The sequence below is a fragment of the Streptomyces sp. NPDC029122 genome, assembly GCF_055569445.1.
Window position 1 is genome coordinate 103,216 of record NZ_JBVHWK010000008.1, and the last position, 17,590, is coordinate 120,805.

The following is a 17,590-nucleotide window of genomic DNA, read 5'->3' on the forward strand; positions in this document are numbered from 1 at the left end:
ACGAGTCCACCGAGCGTCCCACCGAGAGGCAGTAGCAAGCGATGAGTACCCCGCCGCCCCCCAGCCAGCCGCCCTCCGGCGGTTTCGGCGGCCCCCCGCCGCCGCCCGGCCCCCCGCAGCCCCCGGCCCAGCCGCCCACGGTCCCGGCCCCCCAGGCTGGCTACGGCTACCCGCAGCCCCAGGCCCAGCAGGGCTACGGCTACCCGCAGCAGCCGAACACGCTCCAGGCCCCGGCCCAGCCGCAGTACGCCGCCCCCGGCGGCGGCAACGACAAGCGCAACCAGCTGGCGATCGTCGGCGCGGCCGTACTGGCCATGGCCCTCATCATCGGCGGCGGCTTCTGGTACGTCTCCGGCGACGACGGCGGGGCCCAGCCCACCGCGAACGGCGCCAGCGGCTCGCCCGAAGGCGACAAGGGCGGCCCCGCGGGCACACCCGGCAGCGAGAAGGTCCCCTCCAACCCGAAGTCGAAGTCGCTGGTCAACGTCCCCAGCCCGGCCCCGGCCGACGTGGTCTCCGTCGACGGCTCCTGGCTGACCGACACCACCTACGCCAAGTCCGACGTCGCCAAGGTCGTCGGCTACAACCTGGTCGACGGCGGCAAGAAGTGGGAACTCCCGCTCCCCGCCAACGTCTGCGGCGCCACCAAGCACATCAGCGACAACAAGACCGCCATCCTCTTCGAGGAGGGCATGGCGACCAACGAGAAGAAGTACCCCCAGTGCACCCAGGTCGGCGTCCTCGACCTGAACACCGGCAAGCTCCTCTGGTCCGCCACCGCCAAGTCCGCCACCGGCGGCGACAAGCCGGTCGCCTTCAGCGAGGTCACCATCAGCGGCCAGACCGTCGCCGCGGGCGGCCTGTACGGCGGCGCCGCCTGGAACCTCACCGACGGCAAGTCCCTGTGGACCCCGAAGACCGACGGCGAAGGCTGCTACGACCTCGGCTACGCCGGCGGCGAGGCCCTCGCCGCCCTGCGCAAGTGCGGCCGCGGCTCCAGCCCGACCCTGTACGCGCAGGCCCTCGACCCCGCCACCGGCGCGCCGAAGTACCAGTACAAGCTGTCCGCCGGCATCGAGTGGGCCGGCATCATCTCCACCAAGCCGCTCATCGTCGCCGCCAACGTCGGCAACACCGCCAAGAACGCCACCAACGTCAGCGACCTCTTCGTCGTCGACGACGCGGGCCAGCTCAAGACCCGTATCGGCCTCGCCGCCGGCAGCTACGCACCCAAGTGCCCCGCCACCGAGGTCGAGCAGTGCTCGAGCATGGTCGTCGGCAACGGCAAGGTCTACCTGCCGTCGTACGAGCACCAGGGCTCGGCTTCCGTCGGCCGCACCAACGAGATCGTCTCCTTCGACCTGGAGACCGGCAAGGCCACCAGCGACCGCGCCGACGCGGGCGAGCGGTACACCATGTTCCCGCTGCGCATGGACGGGTCGAACATCATCGCCTACAAGGTGCCCCCGTACGACGGGGGCGGCCAGGTCGTCAGCATCGACGGCAAGACGATGAAGGAGACCCTGCTGATGCAGAACCCGGTCGAGAAGGCGAGCCAGCGCATGGAGACCGGCTTCTCGAAGGACCACTCCGAGTACCGCTACCACAACGGGCGCCTGTTCATCTCCCGTACCACGGTGCGCAAGCCGTACTCCGAGAAGTCCACCCCCGAGTACCTCTTCGTCTCCTTCGCGGCGAACTGACACCGGGCCCCGCCCCCCGCCGAAAGCCCCCGGACGGTACCCACCGATCGGGGGCTTTCGCACGGTAACCGGCACGCCCCGTCGAACAAGCGTGTAGCTTGCCGGGTCAGATGGATCTGGGGTGGGAGCCTTGATGGGCGTACGGGTCGTGGTGGTCGACGAGCACCGGCTGCTGGCCGAGGCGCTCGCCTCGGCCCTGAAACTGCGCGGGCACCGCGTGCTCGCGGCGGCGGCACCGGCGGCCGGCGCCGCCGAGCTGGTCATCGGCCGCGCCCCGGAGGTGTGCCTGTTCGGCACCGCCACCCCGGCGGAGCCCGGCGTCTTCGAGCCGGTGGTGCGGATCAAGCGCGAGCGCCCGCAGATCGCCGTGGTGGTCCTGGGCCCCGTCCCGAGCCCGCGCGGGATAGCCGCCGCCTTCGCCGCCGGGGCCTCGGGGTACGTCCGCCAGGACGAGCGCATCGAAGGCGTCGAGCGGGCCCTGGCGAAGGCCCGGTCCGGGGAGGTCGCGATCGCCCCGCAACTGCTCCAGGGCGCCTTCGCGGAGCTCCTCAACCCCGCCGCGCAGCCCGACGACGAGGCCGGCCGGCTGCTGCGGCTGCTGACCCCGCGCGAGGCGGAGGTACTGGTCCGGGTCGCGGAGGGCGAGGACACCCGGCTCATCGCCGCCGGCATGGCCATCGCGCCGAGCACGGCCCGTACGCACGTGCAGCGGGTCCTGATGAAGCTCGGCGTGGGCTCGCGGCTGGAGGCCGCCGCGCTGGCCGCCCGTACCGGGCTGCTGGACCGGGCCGCGCTGCCCGCGCGGCAGCGGCCGCAGGGGCCCGGGGAGCCGTCCGAGGGCTGAGCCCGCCGCGCGGTGGCCGCCGCCCGGCTCCCGGGGGCCGTCCCTGGCCCTCCGGGGGCCTTCGCCCGGGCCGCCCGCGGCCCGAGCCCGGCGCGACGGGGTTCCCCCGGCCCTCCCGGCCCCGCCCGGCCGGACGCGGGCCGGTCCCGGCCGTCCGGGTACGGTATTCGAACGGCCGCGATTTCCCCGGAAGCGCGGAATCCGGTAAGCCAGTCACCAGGGCACGCGCATCCGCGTGCTTCCGCGAGATGTAGGAGTGCGAGTGAGCAAGTACCTGGTCACCGGCGGTGCCGGATACGTGGGCAGCGTCGTGGCCGCCCATCTGCTGGAGGCCGGACACGAGGTGGCCATCCTCGACAACCTCTCCACCGGCTTCGCCGAGGGCGTCCCCGCCGGCGCCACCCTGATCAACGGCCGGATCCAGGACGCCGCCGACCACCTGGACGCCTCCTACGACGCGGTGCTGCACTTCGCGGCCTCCTCGCAGGTCGGCGAGTCCGTCGTGAACCCCGGCAAGTACTGGGACAACAACGTCGGCGGCACCCTCGCCCTGCTGACCGCGATGCGCGAGGCCGGGGTGCGCCGGCTCGTCTTCTCCTCCACCGCCGCCACCTACGGCGAGCCGGCCGGCGGGGTGCTGACGGAGACCTCGGTGACCGCGCCGACCAACCCGTACGGGGCCTCGAAGCTGGCCGTCGACCACATGATCGCGGGGGAGTGCGCGGCGCACGGCCTCGCGGCGGTCTCGCTGCGCTACTTCAACGTGGCCGGCGCCTACCGGGAGTTCGGCGAGCGCCACGACCCCGAGACGCACCTCATCCCGCTGGTGCTCCAGGTCGCCCTCGGCGAGCGCGAGGCCATCTCGGTGTTCGGCGACGACTACCCGACCCCCGACGGGACCTGCGTCCGCGACTACATCCACGTCGCCGACCTGGCGGAGGCCCACCTGTCGGCGCTGCGCGTCGCGGCCGAGGGCGAGCACCTGGTCTGCAACCTCGGCAACGGCAGCGGCTTCTCGGTCCGCGAGGTGATCGAGACGGTCCGCAAGGTCACCGGCCGGGAGATCCCCGAGGTGGTCGCCCCGCGCCGCGCCGGAGACCCCGCGGTCCTCGTCGCCTCCGCCCGCACGGCGCACGAGCGCCTCGGCTGGACCCCCACCCGCTCGGACCTCACCAACATCGTGACCGACGCCTGGAACTTCGCCCGCGAGCAGCGCTCCTGACGCTCCGGCTCCTCCCGTGCGCCCCCCGCAGCCCGACGGCGCGGGGGGCGCACGCGTAAGGGCCGGGCGCGGGCCGCAGGCGCCGCACGCGGGCGCCCGGCGTGCGTACGCCGGGTGAAATGCACCCCGTGCAACTGCCCGCGGCACGCGCCGGTCGGAAAATCCGCCTCCCGAGCCCTCCGGACAGACGAAAACAAGCCACCGCGAAGGCGGTTGCGGACCGCCCCGCTGGAAAACGGGGCGAAAAACTTCTGCTATTCGGCCAACCGCAGGACGCCGCCCCCTCTACGCTGATGCGTGACACCGGTGGGGGCCGGCGTTGTTTCAGGGGTCGAGACACGCCGGGTACGGCGTTCGGTCCGGGGTAGTGCACAGATGTCGCGGCGGCGGCCGCGGGCGTGTGGCCCACCCGGCCGGGCGCCGTACCCGTAGTCGTCCGTTCCCCGACCCTTGGGGGTTTTGTGGTTCGCATCCGGGTCCTGGTGGTCGATGGCCACCGCATCTTCGCCGAGTCTCTGGCGGCCGCGCTCGCGGCCGAGCCGGACGTGGACGTGTCCGCGGCCGGCAGCGGTCCGGCGGCCTCGCGTTGCCTCGAGCGCGCGGTGGCCGAAGGCCGCCGCTACGACGTACTGCTCGTCGACGCCGACCTCGGCGCCGGCGCGGCCGCGCCGCAGGCCCTGCCGGGCCAGCGCGAAGCGGGCTCGGGCCCGGCCCCGCCGGCCGACGGGATCGCCCTCGTCGCCGGGGTACGGGGCGCGCACCCCGGCGTGCGCACCGTGGTCCTCGCCGAACGCGACGATCCGCGCCGGGCCGCGCTCGCCCTGCAGGCGGGGGCGTCGGGGTGGGTGGCGAAGGACTGCTCGCTCTCGCGCCTGCTGGCCGTGATCCGGGGGGTGCTGCGCGAGGAGACCCACCTGCCGCCCGCGCTGCTCACCGGGGTGCTGCGGGAGCTGACGGCCGCCCGCAAGCACCGTACGGACAGCGAGCGGCTCGTGGAGTCCCTCACCCCGCGCGAGCACGAGGTGCTGCGCTGCATGGTCGCGGGCCTGGGCCGCAAGGACGTGGCCGCGCGGCTGTTCCTGTCCCCGCACACCGTGCGCACCCACATGCAGAACGTGCTGGGCAAGCTCGGGGTGCACTCCACCCTGGCCGCCGTGGCGCTGGCCCGGCGGGCCGGCGTACGTCCCGCGGAGCTAGCCGGGGATGTTGTCGAACGGAGCGGTCAACTGGCGTAGCAGACCGGCGAGCTCGCCCCGCTGCGTCGTGGAGAGCTGGGCCAGGATGGCGCGTTCCTGGGCCAGCAGTCCCGCCAGGGACTGGTCGGCGCGGTCGCGTCCTTCGGGGGTCAGCCGGACCAGCACTCCCCGCCGGTCGCTGGGGTCGGGCAGCCGCTCGACGAGGCCCTTCTTGGCGAGCCGGTCGATGCGGTTGGTCATGGTGCCGGAGGTGACGAGCGTCTGCGTCAGCAACTGTCCGGGGGAGAGCTGGTACGGCGCGCCCGCGCGCCGCAGCGAGGTGAGCACGTCGAACTCCCACGGTTCCAGGCCGTGCTCGGAGAAGGCGAGCCTGCGGGCCCGGTCGAGGTGGCGCGCGAGCCGGCTGACGCGGCTGAGCACTTCGAGCGGTTCCACGTCGAGGTCAGGGCGCTCTCGCCGCCATGCCGCGACCAGTCGGTCGACCTCGTCCTCCATGCCGATCAGTGTACGGGGTCTGTCGACGTGAAGTCTCTTCGGATCAAGAATCTTGACATCGAGATATAGTCCGGCCAAGCATGGGGCATGGACGTGGCCGGAACGGCTTCCGCTTCCGATCGCCCCACGAGTAGGGAGGCTCGAACATGCATTCCGATATCGCGCCGGCCGTGCGCACCCACCCCCGCGACGGCTCCGCACCCGTCTGGGACCCCCAGCAGTACCTCCACCACGCCGGCCACCGCACGCGCCCTTTCCTCGACCTGATGAACCGCATACCCGAGCTCCCCACCAGCGCCCCCCGCATCGCCGACCTCGGCTGCGGCCCCGGCAACGTCACCGCCCTCCTCGCCGACCGCTGGCCCGAGGCCCGCATCACCGGTTTCGACCTTTCCCCGCAGATGCTCCAGCGGGCCTCCGCCGACTACGCGGGCCCCACCCCCGGCGGCGGCCGGATCGACTTCCGCCCCGCCGACCTCGCGGACTGGATGCCCGAGGAGACCTATGACCTGATCGTGTCCAACGCGGCCCTCCAGTGGGTGCCCAGCCACCCCGGCTCCTTCGCCGCCTGGATCAACGGTCTGCGCCCCGGCGGCACCTTCGCCTTCCAGATCCCCGGCAACTTCACCGCCCCCAGCCACCGGCTGCTCGCCGAACTGTGCGACACCCCGCGCTGGCACGACCGCCTCGCCGGGCTCGGGGCGCGCTACATCCACCTGCTCGAACCCGCCGAGTACCTCGCCCGGTTCACCGAGCTCGGCTGCGCCGTCGACGTCTGGGAGACCACGTACTCCCAGCTCCTCCAGGGCACCGACCCCGTCCTCGCCTGGGTCAAGGGCACCGCGCTGCGGCCCGTCCTCACCGCCCTCGGCGACGACCGCGAGGCCGTCGACCGCTTCCTCGCCGAGTACCGCGAGATCCTGCGCGCCGCCTACCCGCCGGGCCCCCGGGGCACCGTCTTCCCGTTCCGCCGGATCTTCGCCGTCGCCCACAAGGAGGCATGACCGTGCTGACCGCCGTCGACCACGTACAGCTCGCCGCCCCACCCGGATCCGAGGACACGCTGCGCGCGTACTACCAAGACGTCCTCGGCATGCGGGAGATCTCCAAACCGCCCGTCCTCGCCGCGCGCGGGGGCTGCTGGTTCGCGGCCGGAGGCGTCCAGCTGCACCTCGGCGTGGAGGACGACTTCCGGCCCGCCCGCAAGGCCCACCCCGGGCTGAGGGTGACCGGTATCGAGGAGTACGCGGACAGACTCCGCGAGCGCGGCGCAGACGTCGTCTGGGACGACGACCTGCCGGGCCACCGCCGCTTCTACTCCCACGACCCGGTCGGCAACCGGCTGGAGTTCCTGGAACCGCACGCCCCCGGGGCCGGCGGGCCGCCGGCGGGCTGACGGCCGGCGGGCCGAAGACCGGCGGGCCGCCCGCCGCCCCGGACCCGCACGGCCCGCACGCCGCACGGCACGGGCTTGCACCGCCCCGCACGGCCGCGGACCGCACGACGCGACGGCGCCCCGTCACCGGGAACATCCGGTGACGGGGCGCCGTCGCGGGCCGCCCGTACGCGCTCAGCTCTTGCGGTGCCCCACCAGCCGCGGCTTCGCCTCCAGGTTCTCCAGCCCGTGCCAGGCCAGGTTCACCAGGTGCGCCGCCACCTCGGCCTTCTTGGGCCGCCGCGTCTCCAGCCACCACTGGCCCGTCAGCGCCACCATCCCGACCAGCGCCTGCGCGTACAGCGGGGCCAGCTTCGGATCGAAGCCCCGGGCCTTGAACTCCAGCCCCAGGATGTCCTCCACCTGCGTGGCGATGTCACTGATCAGCGACGCGAAGGTGCCCGTCGACTGCGCCACGGGCGAATCCCGCACCAGGATCCGGAAACCGTCCGTGTAGTTCTCGATGTAGTCCAGCAGCGCGAACGCCGCCTGCTCCAGCAGCTCCCGCGGATGCCCGGCCGTCAGCGCGCCCGTCACCCCGTCCAGCAGCTGGCGCATCTCGCGGTCCACGACGACCGCGTACAGCCCCTCCTTGCCCCCGAAGTGCTCGTACACCACCGGCTTGGACACCCCGGCCTTGGCCGCGATCTCCTCCACCGACGTGCCTTCGAAACCCTTCGAGGCGAACAGGGTGCGGCCGATGTCCAGCAGTTGCTGACGCCGCTCGGCGCCCGTCATCCGGACCCGGCGTCCTCGCCTGGGTTTGTCGCTGCTGGAACTGCTGCCGTCGATCGCCACGTCCCCCATCATGCCGGGTTCGGCGTCTCTTCCTTGCGCCGGGCGTCGATCCTCGCCCCGGACGGCCACCGCACGTCGGAGGCCCACCCCAGCAGCTCGAACCAGCGGATCAGCCGCGCACTGGAATCCACCTGACCGCGCAGCACGCCGTGCCGCGCCGACGTCGGGTCGGCGTGGTGCAGGTTGTGCCAGGACTCCCCGCACGACAGCACCGCCAGCCACCACACGTTGCCCGAGCGGTCCCGCGACTTGAACGGCCGCTTGCCCACCGCGTGACAGATCGAGTTGATCGACCACGTCACGTGGTGCAGCAGCGCCACGCGCACCAGCGAACCCCAGAAGAACGCCGTGAAAGCGCCCCACCAGGACATCGTCACCAGACCGCCCACCAGCGGCGGGATCGCCAGCGACACCACCGTCCAGAAGACGAAGTCGCGGCTGATCCGCCGGATCGCCGGGTCCTTCACCAGGTCGGGGGCGTACTTCTGCTGATCGGTCTGCTCCTCGTCGAACAGCCAGCCGATGTGCGCCCACCACAGGCCCTTCATCAGCGCCGGCACCGTCTCGCCGAACCGCCACGGCGAATGCGGGTCGCCCTCGTGGTCGGAGTACTTGTGGTGCTTGCGGTGATCGGCCACCCACCGCACCAGCGGCCCCTCCACCGCCATCGAACCCATCACGGCCAGCGCGATCCGCAGCGGCCGCTTCGCCTTGAAGGAACCGTGCGTGAAGTACCGGTGGAAGCCGATGGTGATCCCGTGGCACGCCAGGAAGTACATGAACACCATCAGGCCCAGGTCGAGCCACGTCACCCCCCAGCCCCAGGCCAGCGGCACCGCCGCGAGCAGCGCCAGGAACGGCACGGTGATGAAGAGAAGCAGTGCGATCTGCTCCGCGGAGCGCTTCCGTTCGCCCCCGCGCGTCGCGGAGGGCGCGGAAGGCGCCGAGGAGTCCTCGATCAGTTCGGGACTGAGAGTCATGGGGTCCCCTGGGGGGTGAGAAGTCGGCAGGTAAGGCGCGCGCCTGACCTACGGAGCCGTAACCTACGGCAACGTAAGTATGGCAAATGCGGCGCGCCCGGCAACAGGACCCGCGCGCCGGGCCCCCGGCCTGCCCAAAGGGCGGGCACTCTGCCCGGGCACAGGGACGGGACACCTATCCTGGTGTCGTCGGACAGCGCGGTCCGCACGGGCAGCCCGGGCTGCGCAGCACGACCGGCACGGCCGCGCACCCCCGGGAGCCCACAGCCCAGTAGCGCTCGAACACTGCAAGGAGCCGCACCTGTGAGCAGTGCTGACCAGGCCGCCCAGGCCCCCGTCACCCAGCCCGCCGCCCCCGCCGCCGCGACACGGACGGCGGAGACGGCGAACGCGGAGCTGCGCGCGGACATCCGCCGCCTCGGCGACCTCCTCGGCGAGACCCTCGTCCGCCAGGAGGGCCGGGAACTCCTCGACCTCGTCGAACGGGTCCGCGCCCTGACGCGCACCGACGGCGAGGCCGCGGCGGCCCTCCTCGGCGACACGGACCTGGAGACCGCCGCCAAGCTGGTGCGCGCCTTCTCCACCTACTTCCACCTCGCCAACGTCACCGAGCAGGTGCACCGCGGCAAGGAGCTGCGCGCCCACCGCGCCGCCGAGGGCGGGCTCCTCGCCCGTACCGCGGACATGCTCAAGGACGCCGACCCCGAGCACCTGCGCGAGACGGTCAAGAACCTCAACGTCCGCCCCGTCTTCACCGCCCACCCCACCGAGGCCGCCCGCCGCAGCGTGCTGAACAAGCTCCGCCGCATCGCCGCCCTCCTCGAGGAGCCCGTCACCGGCGCCGGCGACCGCCGCCGCCACGACCTGCGGCTCGCCGAGAACATCGACCTCGTCTGGCAGACCGACGAGCTGCGCGTCGTGCGCCCCGAGCCCGCGGACGAGGCCCGCAACGCCATCTACTACCTCGACGAGCTCCACGCCGGCGCCGTCGGCGACGTCCTCGAGGACCTCGCCGCCGAGCTCCAGCGCGTCGGCGTCGAGCTGCCCGCCGGCACCCGCCCGCTCACCTTCGGCACCTGGATCGGCGGCGACCGCGACGGCAACCCCAACGTCACCCCCGACGTCACCCGCGACGTGCTGATCCTCCAGCACGAGCACGGCATCACCGACGCCCTCGAACTCGTCGACTTCCTGCGCGGACTCCTCTCCAACTCCATCCGCTACACCGGAGCCACCGAGGAACTCCTCACCTCCCTCCAGGCCGACCTGGAACGCCTCCCCGAGATCAGCCCCCGCTACAAGCGGCTGAACGCCGAGGAGCCGTACCGCCTCAAGGCCACCTGCATCCGCCAGAAGCTGCTCAACACCCGCGAGCGCCTCGCCAAGGGCATCCCCCACGAGGAAGGCCGCGACTACCTCGGCACCGCCGAGCTCCTCGCCGATCTCACCCTCATCCAGACCTCCCTGCGCGAACACCGCGGCGCCCTCTTCGCCGACGGCCGCATGGACCGCACCATCCGCACCCTGGCCGCCTTCGGCCTCCAGCTCGCCACCATGGACGTACGCGAGCACGCGGACGCCCACCACCACGCCCTCGGCCAGCTCTTCGACCGCCTCGGCGAGGAGTCCTGGCGCTACGCCGACATGCCGCGCGACTACCGGCAGAAGCTCCTCGCCAAGGAACTGCGCTCCCGCCGCCCCCTCGCGCCCACCCCGGCCCCCCTGGACGCGGCCGGACAGAAGACCCTCGGCGTCTTCACCGCCATCAAGGACGCCTTCGAGAAGTTCGGCCCCGAGGTCATCGAGTCCTACATCATCTCGATGTGCCAGGGCGCCGACGACGTCTTCGCCGCCGCCGTCCTCGCCCGTGAGGCGGGCCTCCTCGACCTCCACGCCGGCTGGGCCAAGATCGGCATCGTCCCGCTCCTGGAGACCACCGACGAGCTGCGCGCCGCCGACGTCATCCTCGACGAGATGCTCGCCGACCCCTCCTACCGGCGCCTCGTCTCCCTGCGCGGCGACGTCCAGGAGGTCATGCTCGGCTACTCCGACTCCAGCAAGTTCGGCGGCATCACCACCAGCCAGTGGGAGATCCACCGCGCCCAGCGCCGGCTGCGCGACGTGGCCCACCGCCACGGCGTCCGCCTGCGCCTCTTCCACGGCCGCGGCGGCACCGTCGGCCGCGGCGGCGGCCCCTCGCACGACGCGATCCTCGCCCAGCCCTGGGGCACCCTCGAGGGCGAGATCAAGGTCACCGAGCAGGGCGAGGTCATCTCCGACAAGTACCTCGTCCCGTCCCTGGCCCGCGAGAACCTGGAGCTGACCGTCGCGGCCACCCTCCAGGCCTCCGCCCTCCACACCGCCCCCCGCCAGTCCGACGACGCCCTCGCCCGCTGGGACGCGGCCATGGACATCGTCTCGGACGCCGCCCACTCCGCCTACCGCGCACTCGTCGAGGACCCCGACCTGCCCGCGTACTTCTTCGCGGCCACCCCCGTCGACCAGCTCGCCGACCTCCACCTGGGCTCCCGGCCCTCCCGCCGCCCCGACTCCGGCGCCGGCCTCGACGGCCTGCGCGCCATCCCGTGGGTCTTCGGCTGGACCCAGTCCCGCCAGATCGTCCCCGGCTGGTACGGCGTCGGCTCCGGCCTCAAGGCCCTGCGCGAAGCCGGCCAGGACACCGTCCTCACCGAGATGGGCGAGCGCTGGCACTTCTTCCGCAACTTCCTCTCCAACGTCGAGATGACGCTGGCCAAGACCGACCTGCGGATCGCCCGCCACTACGTGGACACCCTCGTCCCGGACGAGCTCAAGCACGTCTTCGACCGCATCGAGGCCGAGCACGAACTCACCGTCCGCGAGGTCCTGCGCGTCACGGGCGGGGAGAAGCTCCTGGACTCCCAGCCCGTCCTCCAGCAGACCTTCGCCGTCCGCGACGCCTACCTGGACCCCATCTCCTACCTCCAGGTCTCCCTGCTGGCCCGCCAGCGCCAGGCCGCGGCCCGGGGCGAGGAGCCCGACCCGCTGCTCGCCCGGGCCCTGCTGCTCACCGTCAACGGCGTCGCCGCCGGCCTGCGCAACACCGGCTGACCGGCCCCGTACGCGCAGGAAGCCCCCGCCGGTCCGGCGGGGGCTTCCTCCGTGTCACGGGAAGCGATCAGGAGACCGCCGGACCGGGAGTTCAGGAGTTGTAGGCCGACTGGGCGCGCTCCAGGCCCTCCTGGACCAGGCACTCCACCGCGTCCGCCGACCGGTCCACGAACCAGCCCAGCTCCTTGCGCTCCGTCGAGGAGAAGTCCTTCAGCACGAAGTCCGCGACCTGCATCCGGCCCGGCGGGCGCCCGATGCCGCACCGCACCCGGTGGTAGTCCGCGCCCATCGCCTTCGTCATCGACTTCAGCCCGTTGTGGCCGTTGTCCCCGCCGCCCAGCTTCAGCCGCAGCGTCGCGTAGTCGATGTCCAGCTCGTCGTGGACCGCCACGATCCGCTCCAGCGGAACCTTGTAGAAGTCCCGCAGCGCCGTCACCGGGCCACCGGACAGGTTCATGAACGACATCGGCTTCGCGATGACCACCCGCCGGTTCAGCGGTCCCGGCGGACCCATCCGGCCCTCGACCACCTGCGCCCGCGCCTTGTGCGCCTTGAACTTCCCGCCGATCCGCTCCGCCAGCAGGTCCGCCACCATGAAACCGATGTTGTGGCGGTTGCCGGCGTACTCCGCCCCCGGGTTACCGAGACCGACGATCAGCCACGGCGCCGCGTCGTCCGACATCAAAAACTCCTTAAGCCCGTGAACGAGAACGACCGCCGTCCCGCTCCAGTGGAGCCGGACGGCGGTCGGTCAGCAACTGCTGAGGGGGTGGGGCGAGACTCAGGCCTCGGTGCCCTCGGCGGCCTCGGCGGCCGGCTCCTCGGCCTGCGGGGAGACGACCTGCAGGACGGCGGTCTCACCGTCGACGGCCAGCGTGGTGCCGGCCGGCAGGACCAGGTCCTTGGCGTGGATGGAGGCACCGGCCTCGAGGCCCTGGATGGAGACGGTGACCTCGGTCGGGATGTGGGTGGCCTCGGCCTCGACCGTGATGGTCGACAGCAGGGTCTCCAGCAGGTTGCCGCCGGGGGCCAGGTCGCCCTCGGTCACCACGGCGACCTCGACCGTGACCTTCTCGCCCTTCTGGACGATCAGGAAGTCGACGTGCTGGATGTTGCGGCGCAGCGGGTGACGCTGGACGGCCTTGGGGATGACCAGCTCGCTGCCGGCACCCTCGATGTCCAGGGAGAGCAGCGCGTTCGGGGTCTTGAGGGCCATCATCAGCGCGTGGGCCTCGACGCCGACGTGCTTCGGGGCGGTGCCGTGGCCGTAGATGACGCCCGGGGTCAGGGCGTCACGGCGGGACTGGCGGGCAGAGCCCTTGCCGAAGGTGTCGCGGAGCTTCGCGGAAAGCTTGATCTCGGACATGTTCACTCCTCGTGGGGTGACGAAAACGGACAGAGGTCACCCGGCCGAAACGGCCTGCTACGAAGAGCGCGTCGATAACGGAGCGTCCGTACCGATAAACGGATACGGCCTCCCTCGCCGAGCAACTCGTCGAGTGTACCCGGCGGGGAGGCCGTGCCCAAAAGGATCTAGCGGGAGGTCGGAGCAGGACCGTCAGGCCTACTGCTGCTCCTCGAACAGGCTGGTCACGGAGCCGTCCTCGAAGACCTCGCGCACCGCGCGCGCCACCATCGGGGCGATCGACAGGACCGTGATCTTGTCGAGCTCCAGGTCCGAGGGGTCCGGCAGCGTGTTGGTGAAGATGAACTCGCTCACCTTCGAGTTCTTCAGGCGGTCGGCCGCCGGACCCGACAGGATGCCGTGCGTCGCCGTCACGATGACGTCCTCCGCGCCGTGCGCGAAGAGCGCCTCGGCCGCGGCGCAGATCGTGCCACCGGTGTCGATCATGTCGTCGACCAGCACGCAGACACGGCCCTTGACCTCGCCCACGACCTCGTGGACGGTCACCTGGTTGGCGACGTCCTTGTCGCGGCGCTTGTGCACGATCGCCAGCGGCGCGTCCAGACGGTCGCACCAGCGGTCGGCCACGCGCACGCGGCCGGCGTCCGGGGAGACGATCGTCAGCTTGGTGCGGTCCACCTTCGCGCCCACGTAGTCCGCGAGGACCGGCAGGGCCGACAGGTGGTCCACGGGGCCGTCGAAGAAGCCCTGGATCTGGTCGGTGTGCAGATCCACCGTCAGGATCCGGTCCGCGCCCGCGGTCTTCAGCAGGTCCGCGACCAGGCGCGCCGAGATCGGCTCGCGCCCCTTGTGCTTCTTGTCCTGGCGGGCGTACCCGTAGGACGGGATGATCACGGTGATGGAGCGTGCCGACGCGCGCTTCAGCGCGTCGATCATGATCAGCTGCTCCATGATCCACTTATTGATCGGAGCCGTGTGGCTCTGGATCAGGAAGCAGTCCGCGCCACGAGCCGACTCCTGGAAACGGACGTAGATCTCGCCGTTCGCGAAGTCGAAAGCCTTGGTCGGCACGAGGCCGACACCGAGCTGGTGCGCGACCTCCTCGGCCAGCTCGGGGTGGGCGCGGCCGGAGAAGAGCATGAGCTTCTTCTCGCCGGTCGTCTTGATCCCGGTCACAGCACTGTCTCCTCAGACGTGTGAAAGCTGCTCGCCCCCGTGTGCGTCCGTCCCGCACACGGTGAGCCAGCCGAATTGCGTGCACCTATCACGGTACGCCGTCCCGGACGTACCTGTTTCCGGTCAGTTCACCTCAATGGCTGCCGGAGTCCTTCTCCGCCGACGACTGCGCGGCGCTCGCGGCCGCGCTGCCGGGACGCTTGCGGGCCACCCAACCCTCGATATTCCGCTGCTGGCCACGGGCCACGGCCAGCGCGCCGGGCGGCACGTCCTTCGTGATCACGGAGCCGGCGGCCGTGTAGGCGCCGTCCCCGATGGTGACGGGAGCCACAAACATGTTGTCCGAACCCGTCTTGCAGTGTGAGCCCACCGTGGTGTGGTGCTTGTGCTCACCGTCGTAGTTCACGAACACGCTCGCCGCGCCGATGTTCGTGTACTCGCCGATCGTCGCGTCACCCACGTACGAGAGGTGCGGCACCTTCGTGCCCTCGCCGATCGTCGCGTTCTTCATCTCCACGTACGTACCGGCCTTCGCCTTCCGGCCGAGATCCGTACCCGGACGCAGGTACGCGAACGGACCGACCGTCGCCCCGTCGCCGATCACCGCGCCGTCGGCCACCGTGTTGTCGACCCGCGCGCCCGCGCCCACGCGGGTGTCCTTCAGGCGGGTGTTCGGGCCGACCTCGGCCCCCTCGCCGATGTGCGTCGCGCCGAGCAGCTGCGTACCCGGGTGGATCAGGGCGTCCTGCCCGAACGTCACCGTCACGTCCACGAACGTGCCGGCCGGGTCCACGACCGTCACGCCCGCGAGCATCGCCCGCTCCAGCAGGCGCGCGTTCAGCAGCGCCCGCGCCTCGGCCAGCTGCACCCGGTTGTTGATCCCGAGGATCTGGCGGTGGTCGCTGCCGACCGCCGCGCCGACCCGGTGCCCCGCCTCGCGCAGGATGCCGAGCACGTCGGTGAGGTACTCCTCGCCCTGGCTGTTGTCGGTGCGGACCTTGCCGAGAGCGTCCGCGAGGAGCGCGCCGTCGAAGGCGAAGACCCCGGAGTTGATCTCCCGGATCGCGCGCTGCGCGTCGGTGGCGTCCTTGTGCTCGACGATCGCCGTCACGGCGCCGGTGGCCGGGTCGCGGACGATGCGGCCGTAGCCGGTGGAGTCGGGGACCTCGGCGGTGAGCACGGTGACGGCGTTGCCGTCGGCCTCGTGCGTGGCGGCGAGGGCGCGCAGCGTCTCCCCGGTGAGCAGGGGGGTGTCGCCGCAGACGACGATGACGGTCCCGTCGACCGTTCCGCCGAGCTCCTCGAGGGCCATGCGGACGGCGTGGCCGGTGCCGTTCTGTTCGTACTGGACGGCGGTGCGGACGCCGGCGTCGGCGCCGGCCAGGTGCGCGGTGACCTGCTCGCGGGCGTGACCCACGACGACCACGAGGTGGGTCGGGTCCAGTTCGCGGGAGGCCGCGACCACGTGACCGACGAGCGAGCGCCCGCAGATCTCGTGCAGAACCTTGGGTGTGGCCGACTTCATGCGGGTGCCCTCACCCGCTGCGAGTACGACGACGGCTGCCGGGCGGGTTGCGCTCACGGGTGGGCCCTTCGGCTTCGGGGGTGGACCCGTGAAGGATAGCGGGGGGTCACGGCCCGGAAACGAGGCCGGGTCCCGACCGCTGGGCCGGGACCCGTACGTGATGTGCTCCCCTGCCAGGACTCGAACCCGGTCTTAAGGTACCAAAAACCTCAGTGCTGCCGATTACACCACAGGGGATAGCTAATCACTCAAACCGGACATTCGATCTTCCCGGTTCGGGTGGGACGCCCCTACTATGCCGCACCGGGCCCCCTCGACGCGACGGTGGATACCGGCGCTTCGGTCGCCGTAAATCACCCGGCAGCCTCGGTAGTTCCTCTCCGTGTTCTTCCGGCGATTCTTCCGAGTGGTCCGGGGGCCGCGCTTCTTGATTTTCGACCGGCGGCATGCTGCGGCCGCTGCGTACGCTGGACCGCATGACCAGTACGGGGGAAGAGCGCGAGGGGACGGGCCGGGACGGGCCCTGGTGGTGGAAGCGGCGGCGGGCGGCCGTGCTCGACGTGGGGCTGGGGGTGGCGTCGGCCGTCGAATGCGCCTTCGAGGGGGTGCCCACGGCCCGCGAGGCCGGGGTGCCGATGTGGGCCGGGGTGCTGTTCGGGGCGCTGGCGGGATCCGCGCTGGTGCTGCGCAGGCGCTGGCCGATCGCGGTGGTGCTGGTCGGGATCGCCGTCACGCCGGCCACGATGGGCTTCCTGCTGGGCGTGGTGGGGCTGTACACGCTGGCCGCCTGCGAGGTGCCGCGGCGGATCCTCGCGACGCTGGCCGCGATGTCGCTGGCCGGGACGTTCGTGGTGACGTACGTGCAGACGCGCCGGGACGTGGAGGCCGACGGCACGCTCGTGATCGTGCTGTCCGTGTTCATGGCGGTGGCGCTGACCGTGCCGCCGGTCCTGCTCGGGCTGTACGTCGGGGCGCGGCGACGGTTGATGGAGAGCCTGCAGGAGCGGGCGGACTCGCTGGAGCGGGAGCTGTCGCTGCTGGCGGACCGGGCCGAGGAGCGGGCCGAGTGGGCGCGCCAGGAGGAACGGACCCGCATCGCGCGGGAGATGCACGACGTGGTGGCGCACCGGGTGTCGCTGATGGTGGTGCACGCGGCGGCGCTCCAGGCGGTGGCGGCGAAGGATCCCGTGAAGGCGGTGCGCAACGCGGCGCTGGTGGGTGACATGGGGCGCCAGGCGTTGACGGAGCTGCGGGAGATGCTCGGGGTGCTGCGGGCTCCGGAGAAGCAGCGGCCGGTGCCCGAGCCGCGGCCGGGGCTGCCGGCGGGCGGTGCGGAGGAGGGGCCTTCGCTGGGGGAGCTGGAGGCGCTGGTGGGGCAGTCCCGGGCGGCCGGGATGGTGGTGGAGGTCGAGGTGCGGGGTGAGGGGGCCGGTTACCGCCCGGAGGTGGAGCAGACGGCCTACCGGGTGGTGCAGGAGGCGCTGACCAACTGCCACAAGCACGCTCCGGGCGCGCGGGTCGTCGTACGGCTGGCGCACCGGGAGGGCGAGGTCGCGATGCAGGTGGAGAACGGGCCGTGCGAGGGGGAGGCGCGGGGCGCCGATCTGCCCAGTGGGGGGAACGGCCTGATCGGCATGCGGGAACGGGTGCTGGGGCTGGGCGGGGTGTTCGTGTCCGGGCCGACGGACGGGGGCGGGTTCAGGGTGTCGGCGGTGCTGCCGGCCCGCTAGCCGTGGCGGGCGGCGCCCGGCGGGCGGCGC

15 protein-coding genes and 1 tRNA gene are annotated in these 17,590 nt (G+C 72.1%); 8 read left to right on the forward strand and 8 right to left on the reverse strand.

What is annotated here, in order from left to right:
* Positions 1 to 41 precede the first annotated feature (41 nt).
* From ACZ4WZ_RS12585 to ACZ4WZ_RS12600, 4 genes are all read left to right on the forward strand, one after another.
* Positions 42 to 1,703 (forward strand): outer membrane protein assembly factor BamB family protein, encoded by a 1,662-nt coding sequence (locus ACZ4WZ_RS12585; RefSeq protein WP_467888873.1) that lies wholly within the window; start codon positions 42 to 44, stop codon positions 1,701 to 1,703.
* Between the two features lie 133 nt (positions 1,704 to 1,836).
* On the forward strand, positions 1,837 to 2,547 hold the full coding sequence (locus ACZ4WZ_RS12590) for a response regulator transcription factor (protein ID WP_388939565.1): 711 nt from the start codon (positions 1,837 to 1,839) through the stop codon (positions 2,545 to 2,547).
* 262 nt (positions 2,548 to 2,809) lie between these two features.
* Positions 2,810 to 3,769, forward strand: a complete 960-nt coding sequence (galE, locus tag ACZ4WZ_RS12595; RefSeq protein ID WP_467888875.1) for a UDP-glucose 4-epimerase GalE — start codon at positions 2,810 to 2,812, stop codon at positions 3,767 to 3,769.
* Between the two features lie 461 nt (positions 3,770 to 4,230).
* Complete coding sequence (locus ACZ4WZ_RS12600; RefSeq protein ID WP_467888877.1) at positions 4,231 to 5,004, forward strand: LuxR C-terminal-related transcriptional regulator; 774 nt, start codon at positions 4,231 to 4,233, stop codon at positions 5,002 to 5,004.
* Here the strand turns inward: ACZ4WZ_RS12600 and ACZ4WZ_RS12605 are convergent.
* Complete coding sequence (locus ACZ4WZ_RS12605; RefSeq protein WP_125603002.1) at positions 4,963 to 5,460, reverse strand: MarR family winged helix-turn-helix transcriptional regulator; 498 nt, start codon at positions 5,458 to 5,460, stop codon at positions 4,963 to 4,965. The two genes, ACZ4WZ_RS12600 and ACZ4WZ_RS12605, sit on opposite strands and share 42 nt — an antisense overlap.
* A 146-nt stretch (positions 5,461 to 5,606) precedes the next feature.
* Between ACZ4WZ_RS12605 and ACZ4WZ_RS12610 the strand changes: the two genes are divergently transcribed.
* Positions 5,607 to 6,464, forward strand: a complete 858-nt coding sequence (locus tag ACZ4WZ_RS12610) for a trans-aconitate 2-methyltransferase (protein ID WP_467888878.1) — start codon at positions 5,607 to 5,609, stop codon at positions 6,462 to 6,464.
* Positions 6,461 to 6,856 (forward strand): VOC family protein, encoded by a 396-nt coding sequence (locus ACZ4WZ_RS12615; RefSeq protein ID WP_467888881.1) that lies wholly within the window; start codon positions 6,461 to 6,463, stop codon positions 6,854 to 6,856. Before ACZ4WZ_RS12610 ends, ACZ4WZ_RS12615 begins: the two co-directional genes overlap by 4 nt.
* Positions 6,857 to 7,030: 174 nt before the next feature.
* Here ACZ4WZ_RS12615 and ACZ4WZ_RS12620 read toward each other — a convergent pair whose 3' ends face one another.
* Together ACZ4WZ_RS12620 and ACZ4WZ_RS12625 are read right to left on the reverse strand one after the other, a co-directional pair.
* Positions 7,031 to 7,705: a TetR family transcriptional regulator gene (locus ACZ4WZ_RS12620; protein ID WP_467888884.1), complete on the reverse strand. Its 675-nt coding sequence runs from the start codon at positions 7,703 to 7,705 to the stop codon at positions 7,031 to 7,033.
* Positions 7,702 to 8,673, reverse strand: a complete 972-nt coding sequence (locus tag ACZ4WZ_RS12625; RefSeq protein ID WP_467888887.1) for an acyl-CoA desaturase — start codon at positions 8,671 to 8,673, stop codon at positions 7,702 to 7,704. Before ACZ4WZ_RS12625 ends, ACZ4WZ_RS12620 begins: the two co-directional genes overlap by 4 nt.
* Positions 8,674 to 9,069: 396 nt before the next feature.
* Between ACZ4WZ_RS12625 and ppc the strand changes: the two genes are divergently transcribed.
* Positions 9,070 to 11,763 (forward strand): phosphoenolpyruvate carboxylase, encoded by a 2,694-nt coding sequence (gene ppc, locus ACZ4WZ_RS12630; protein ID WP_467889111.1) that lies wholly within the window; start codon positions 9,070 to 9,072, stop codon positions 11,761 to 11,763.
* A 91-nt stretch (positions 11,764 to 11,854) separates the two neighbouring features.
* Here the strand turns inward: ppc and pth are convergent, their stop codons facing one another.
* The 5 genes from pth to ACZ4WZ_RS12655 all read right to left on the reverse strand — a co-directional run bounded on the left by pth (position 11,855) and on the right by ACZ4WZ_RS12655 (position 16,067).
* Positions 11,855 to 12,445 (reverse strand): aminoacyl-tRNA hydrolase, encoded by a 591-nt coding sequence (pth, locus tag ACZ4WZ_RS12635; RefSeq protein WP_467888889.1) that lies wholly within the window; start codon positions 12,443 to 12,445, stop codon positions 11,855 to 11,857.
* 99 nt (positions 12,446 to 12,544) lie between these two features.
* Positions 12,545 to 13,129, reverse strand: coding sequence for a 50S ribosomal protein L25/general stress protein Ctc (locus ACZ4WZ_RS12640; RefSeq protein ID WP_467888891.1), 585 nt, complete (start codon positions 13,127 to 13,129; stop codon positions 12,545 to 12,547).
* A gap of 198 nt (positions 13,130 to 13,327) precedes the next feature.
* Entirely contained in the window at positions 13,328 to 14,305 is a 978-nt protein-coding gene (locus ACZ4WZ_RS12645) for a ribose-phosphate diphosphokinase (RefSeq protein WP_361600702.1), read from the reverse strand.
* Positions 14,306 to 14,438: 133 nt separating this feature from the next.
* Positions 14,439 to 15,887, reverse strand: coding sequence for a bifunctional UDP-N-acetylglucosamine diphosphorylase/glucosamine-1-phosphate N-acetyltransferase GlmU (gene glmU / locus ACZ4WZ_RS12650; RefSeq protein ID WP_467888895.1), 1,449 nt, complete (start codon positions 15,885 to 15,887; stop codon positions 14,439 to 14,441).
* 108 nt (positions 15,888 to 15,995) lie between these two features.
* Positions 15,996 to 16,067: transfer RNA gene (locus ACZ4WZ_RS12655), tRNA-Gln, on the reverse strand.
* 239 nt (positions 16,068 to 16,306) lie between these two features.
* Here ACZ4WZ_RS12655 and ACZ4WZ_RS12660 point away from each other — a divergent pair.
* On the forward strand, positions 16,307 to 17,560 hold the full coding sequence (locus ACZ4WZ_RS12660) for a histidine kinase (protein WP_467888897.1): 1,254 nt from the start codon (positions 16,307 to 16,309) through the stop codon (positions 17,558 to 17,560).
* The last annotated feature ends 30 nt before the right edge of the window (positions 17,561 to 17,590 follow it).

What these genes read in the sequence shown, in the direction of transcription:
- ACZ4WZ_RS12585 (WP_467888873.1), top strand. Translation starts at nt 42, where the DNA reads ATGAGTACCCCGCCGCCCCCCAGCCAGCCGCCCTCCGGCGGTTTCGGC.
- pth (WP_467888889.1), bottom strand. Translation starts at nt 12,445, where the DNA reads ATGTCGGACGACGCGGCGCCGTGGCTGATCGTCGGTCTCGGTAACCCG.
- ACZ4WZ_RS12610 (WP_467888878.1), top strand. Translation starts at nt 5,607, where the DNA reads ATGCATTCCGATATCGCGCCGGCCGTGCGCACCCACCCCCGCGACGGC.
- ACZ4WZ_RS12615 (WP_467888881.1), top strand. Translation starts at nt 6,461, where the DNA reads ATGACCGTGCTGACCGCCGTCGACCACGTACAGCTCGCCGCCCCACCC.
- ACZ4WZ_RS12590 (WP_388939565.1), top strand. Translation starts at nt 1,837, where the DNA reads ATGGGCGTACGGGTCGTGGTGGTCGACGAGCACCGGCTGCTGGCCGAG.
- ACZ4WZ_RS12620 (WP_467888884.1), bottom strand. Translation starts at nt 7,705, where the DNA reads ATGATGGGGGACGTGGCGATCGACGGCAGCAGTTCCAGCAGCGACAAA.
- ACZ4WZ_RS12605 (WP_125603002.1), bottom strand. Translation starts at nt 5,460, where the DNA reads ATGGAGGACGAGGTCGACCGACTGGTCGCGGCATGGCGGCGAGAGCGC.
- ACZ4WZ_RS12660 (WP_467888897.1), top strand. Translation starts at nt 16,307, where the DNA reads ATGACCAGTACGGGGGAAGAGCGCGAGGGGACGGGCCGGGACGGGCCC.
- ACZ4WZ_RS12640 (WP_467888891.1), bottom strand. Translation starts at nt 13,129, where the DNA reads ATGTCCGAGATCAAGCTTTCCGCGAAGCTCCGCGACACCTTCGGCAAG.
- ACZ4WZ_RS12625 (WP_467888887.1), bottom strand. Translation starts at nt 8,673, where the DNA reads ATGACTCTCAGTCCCGAACTGATCGAGGACTCCTCGGCGCCTTCCGCG.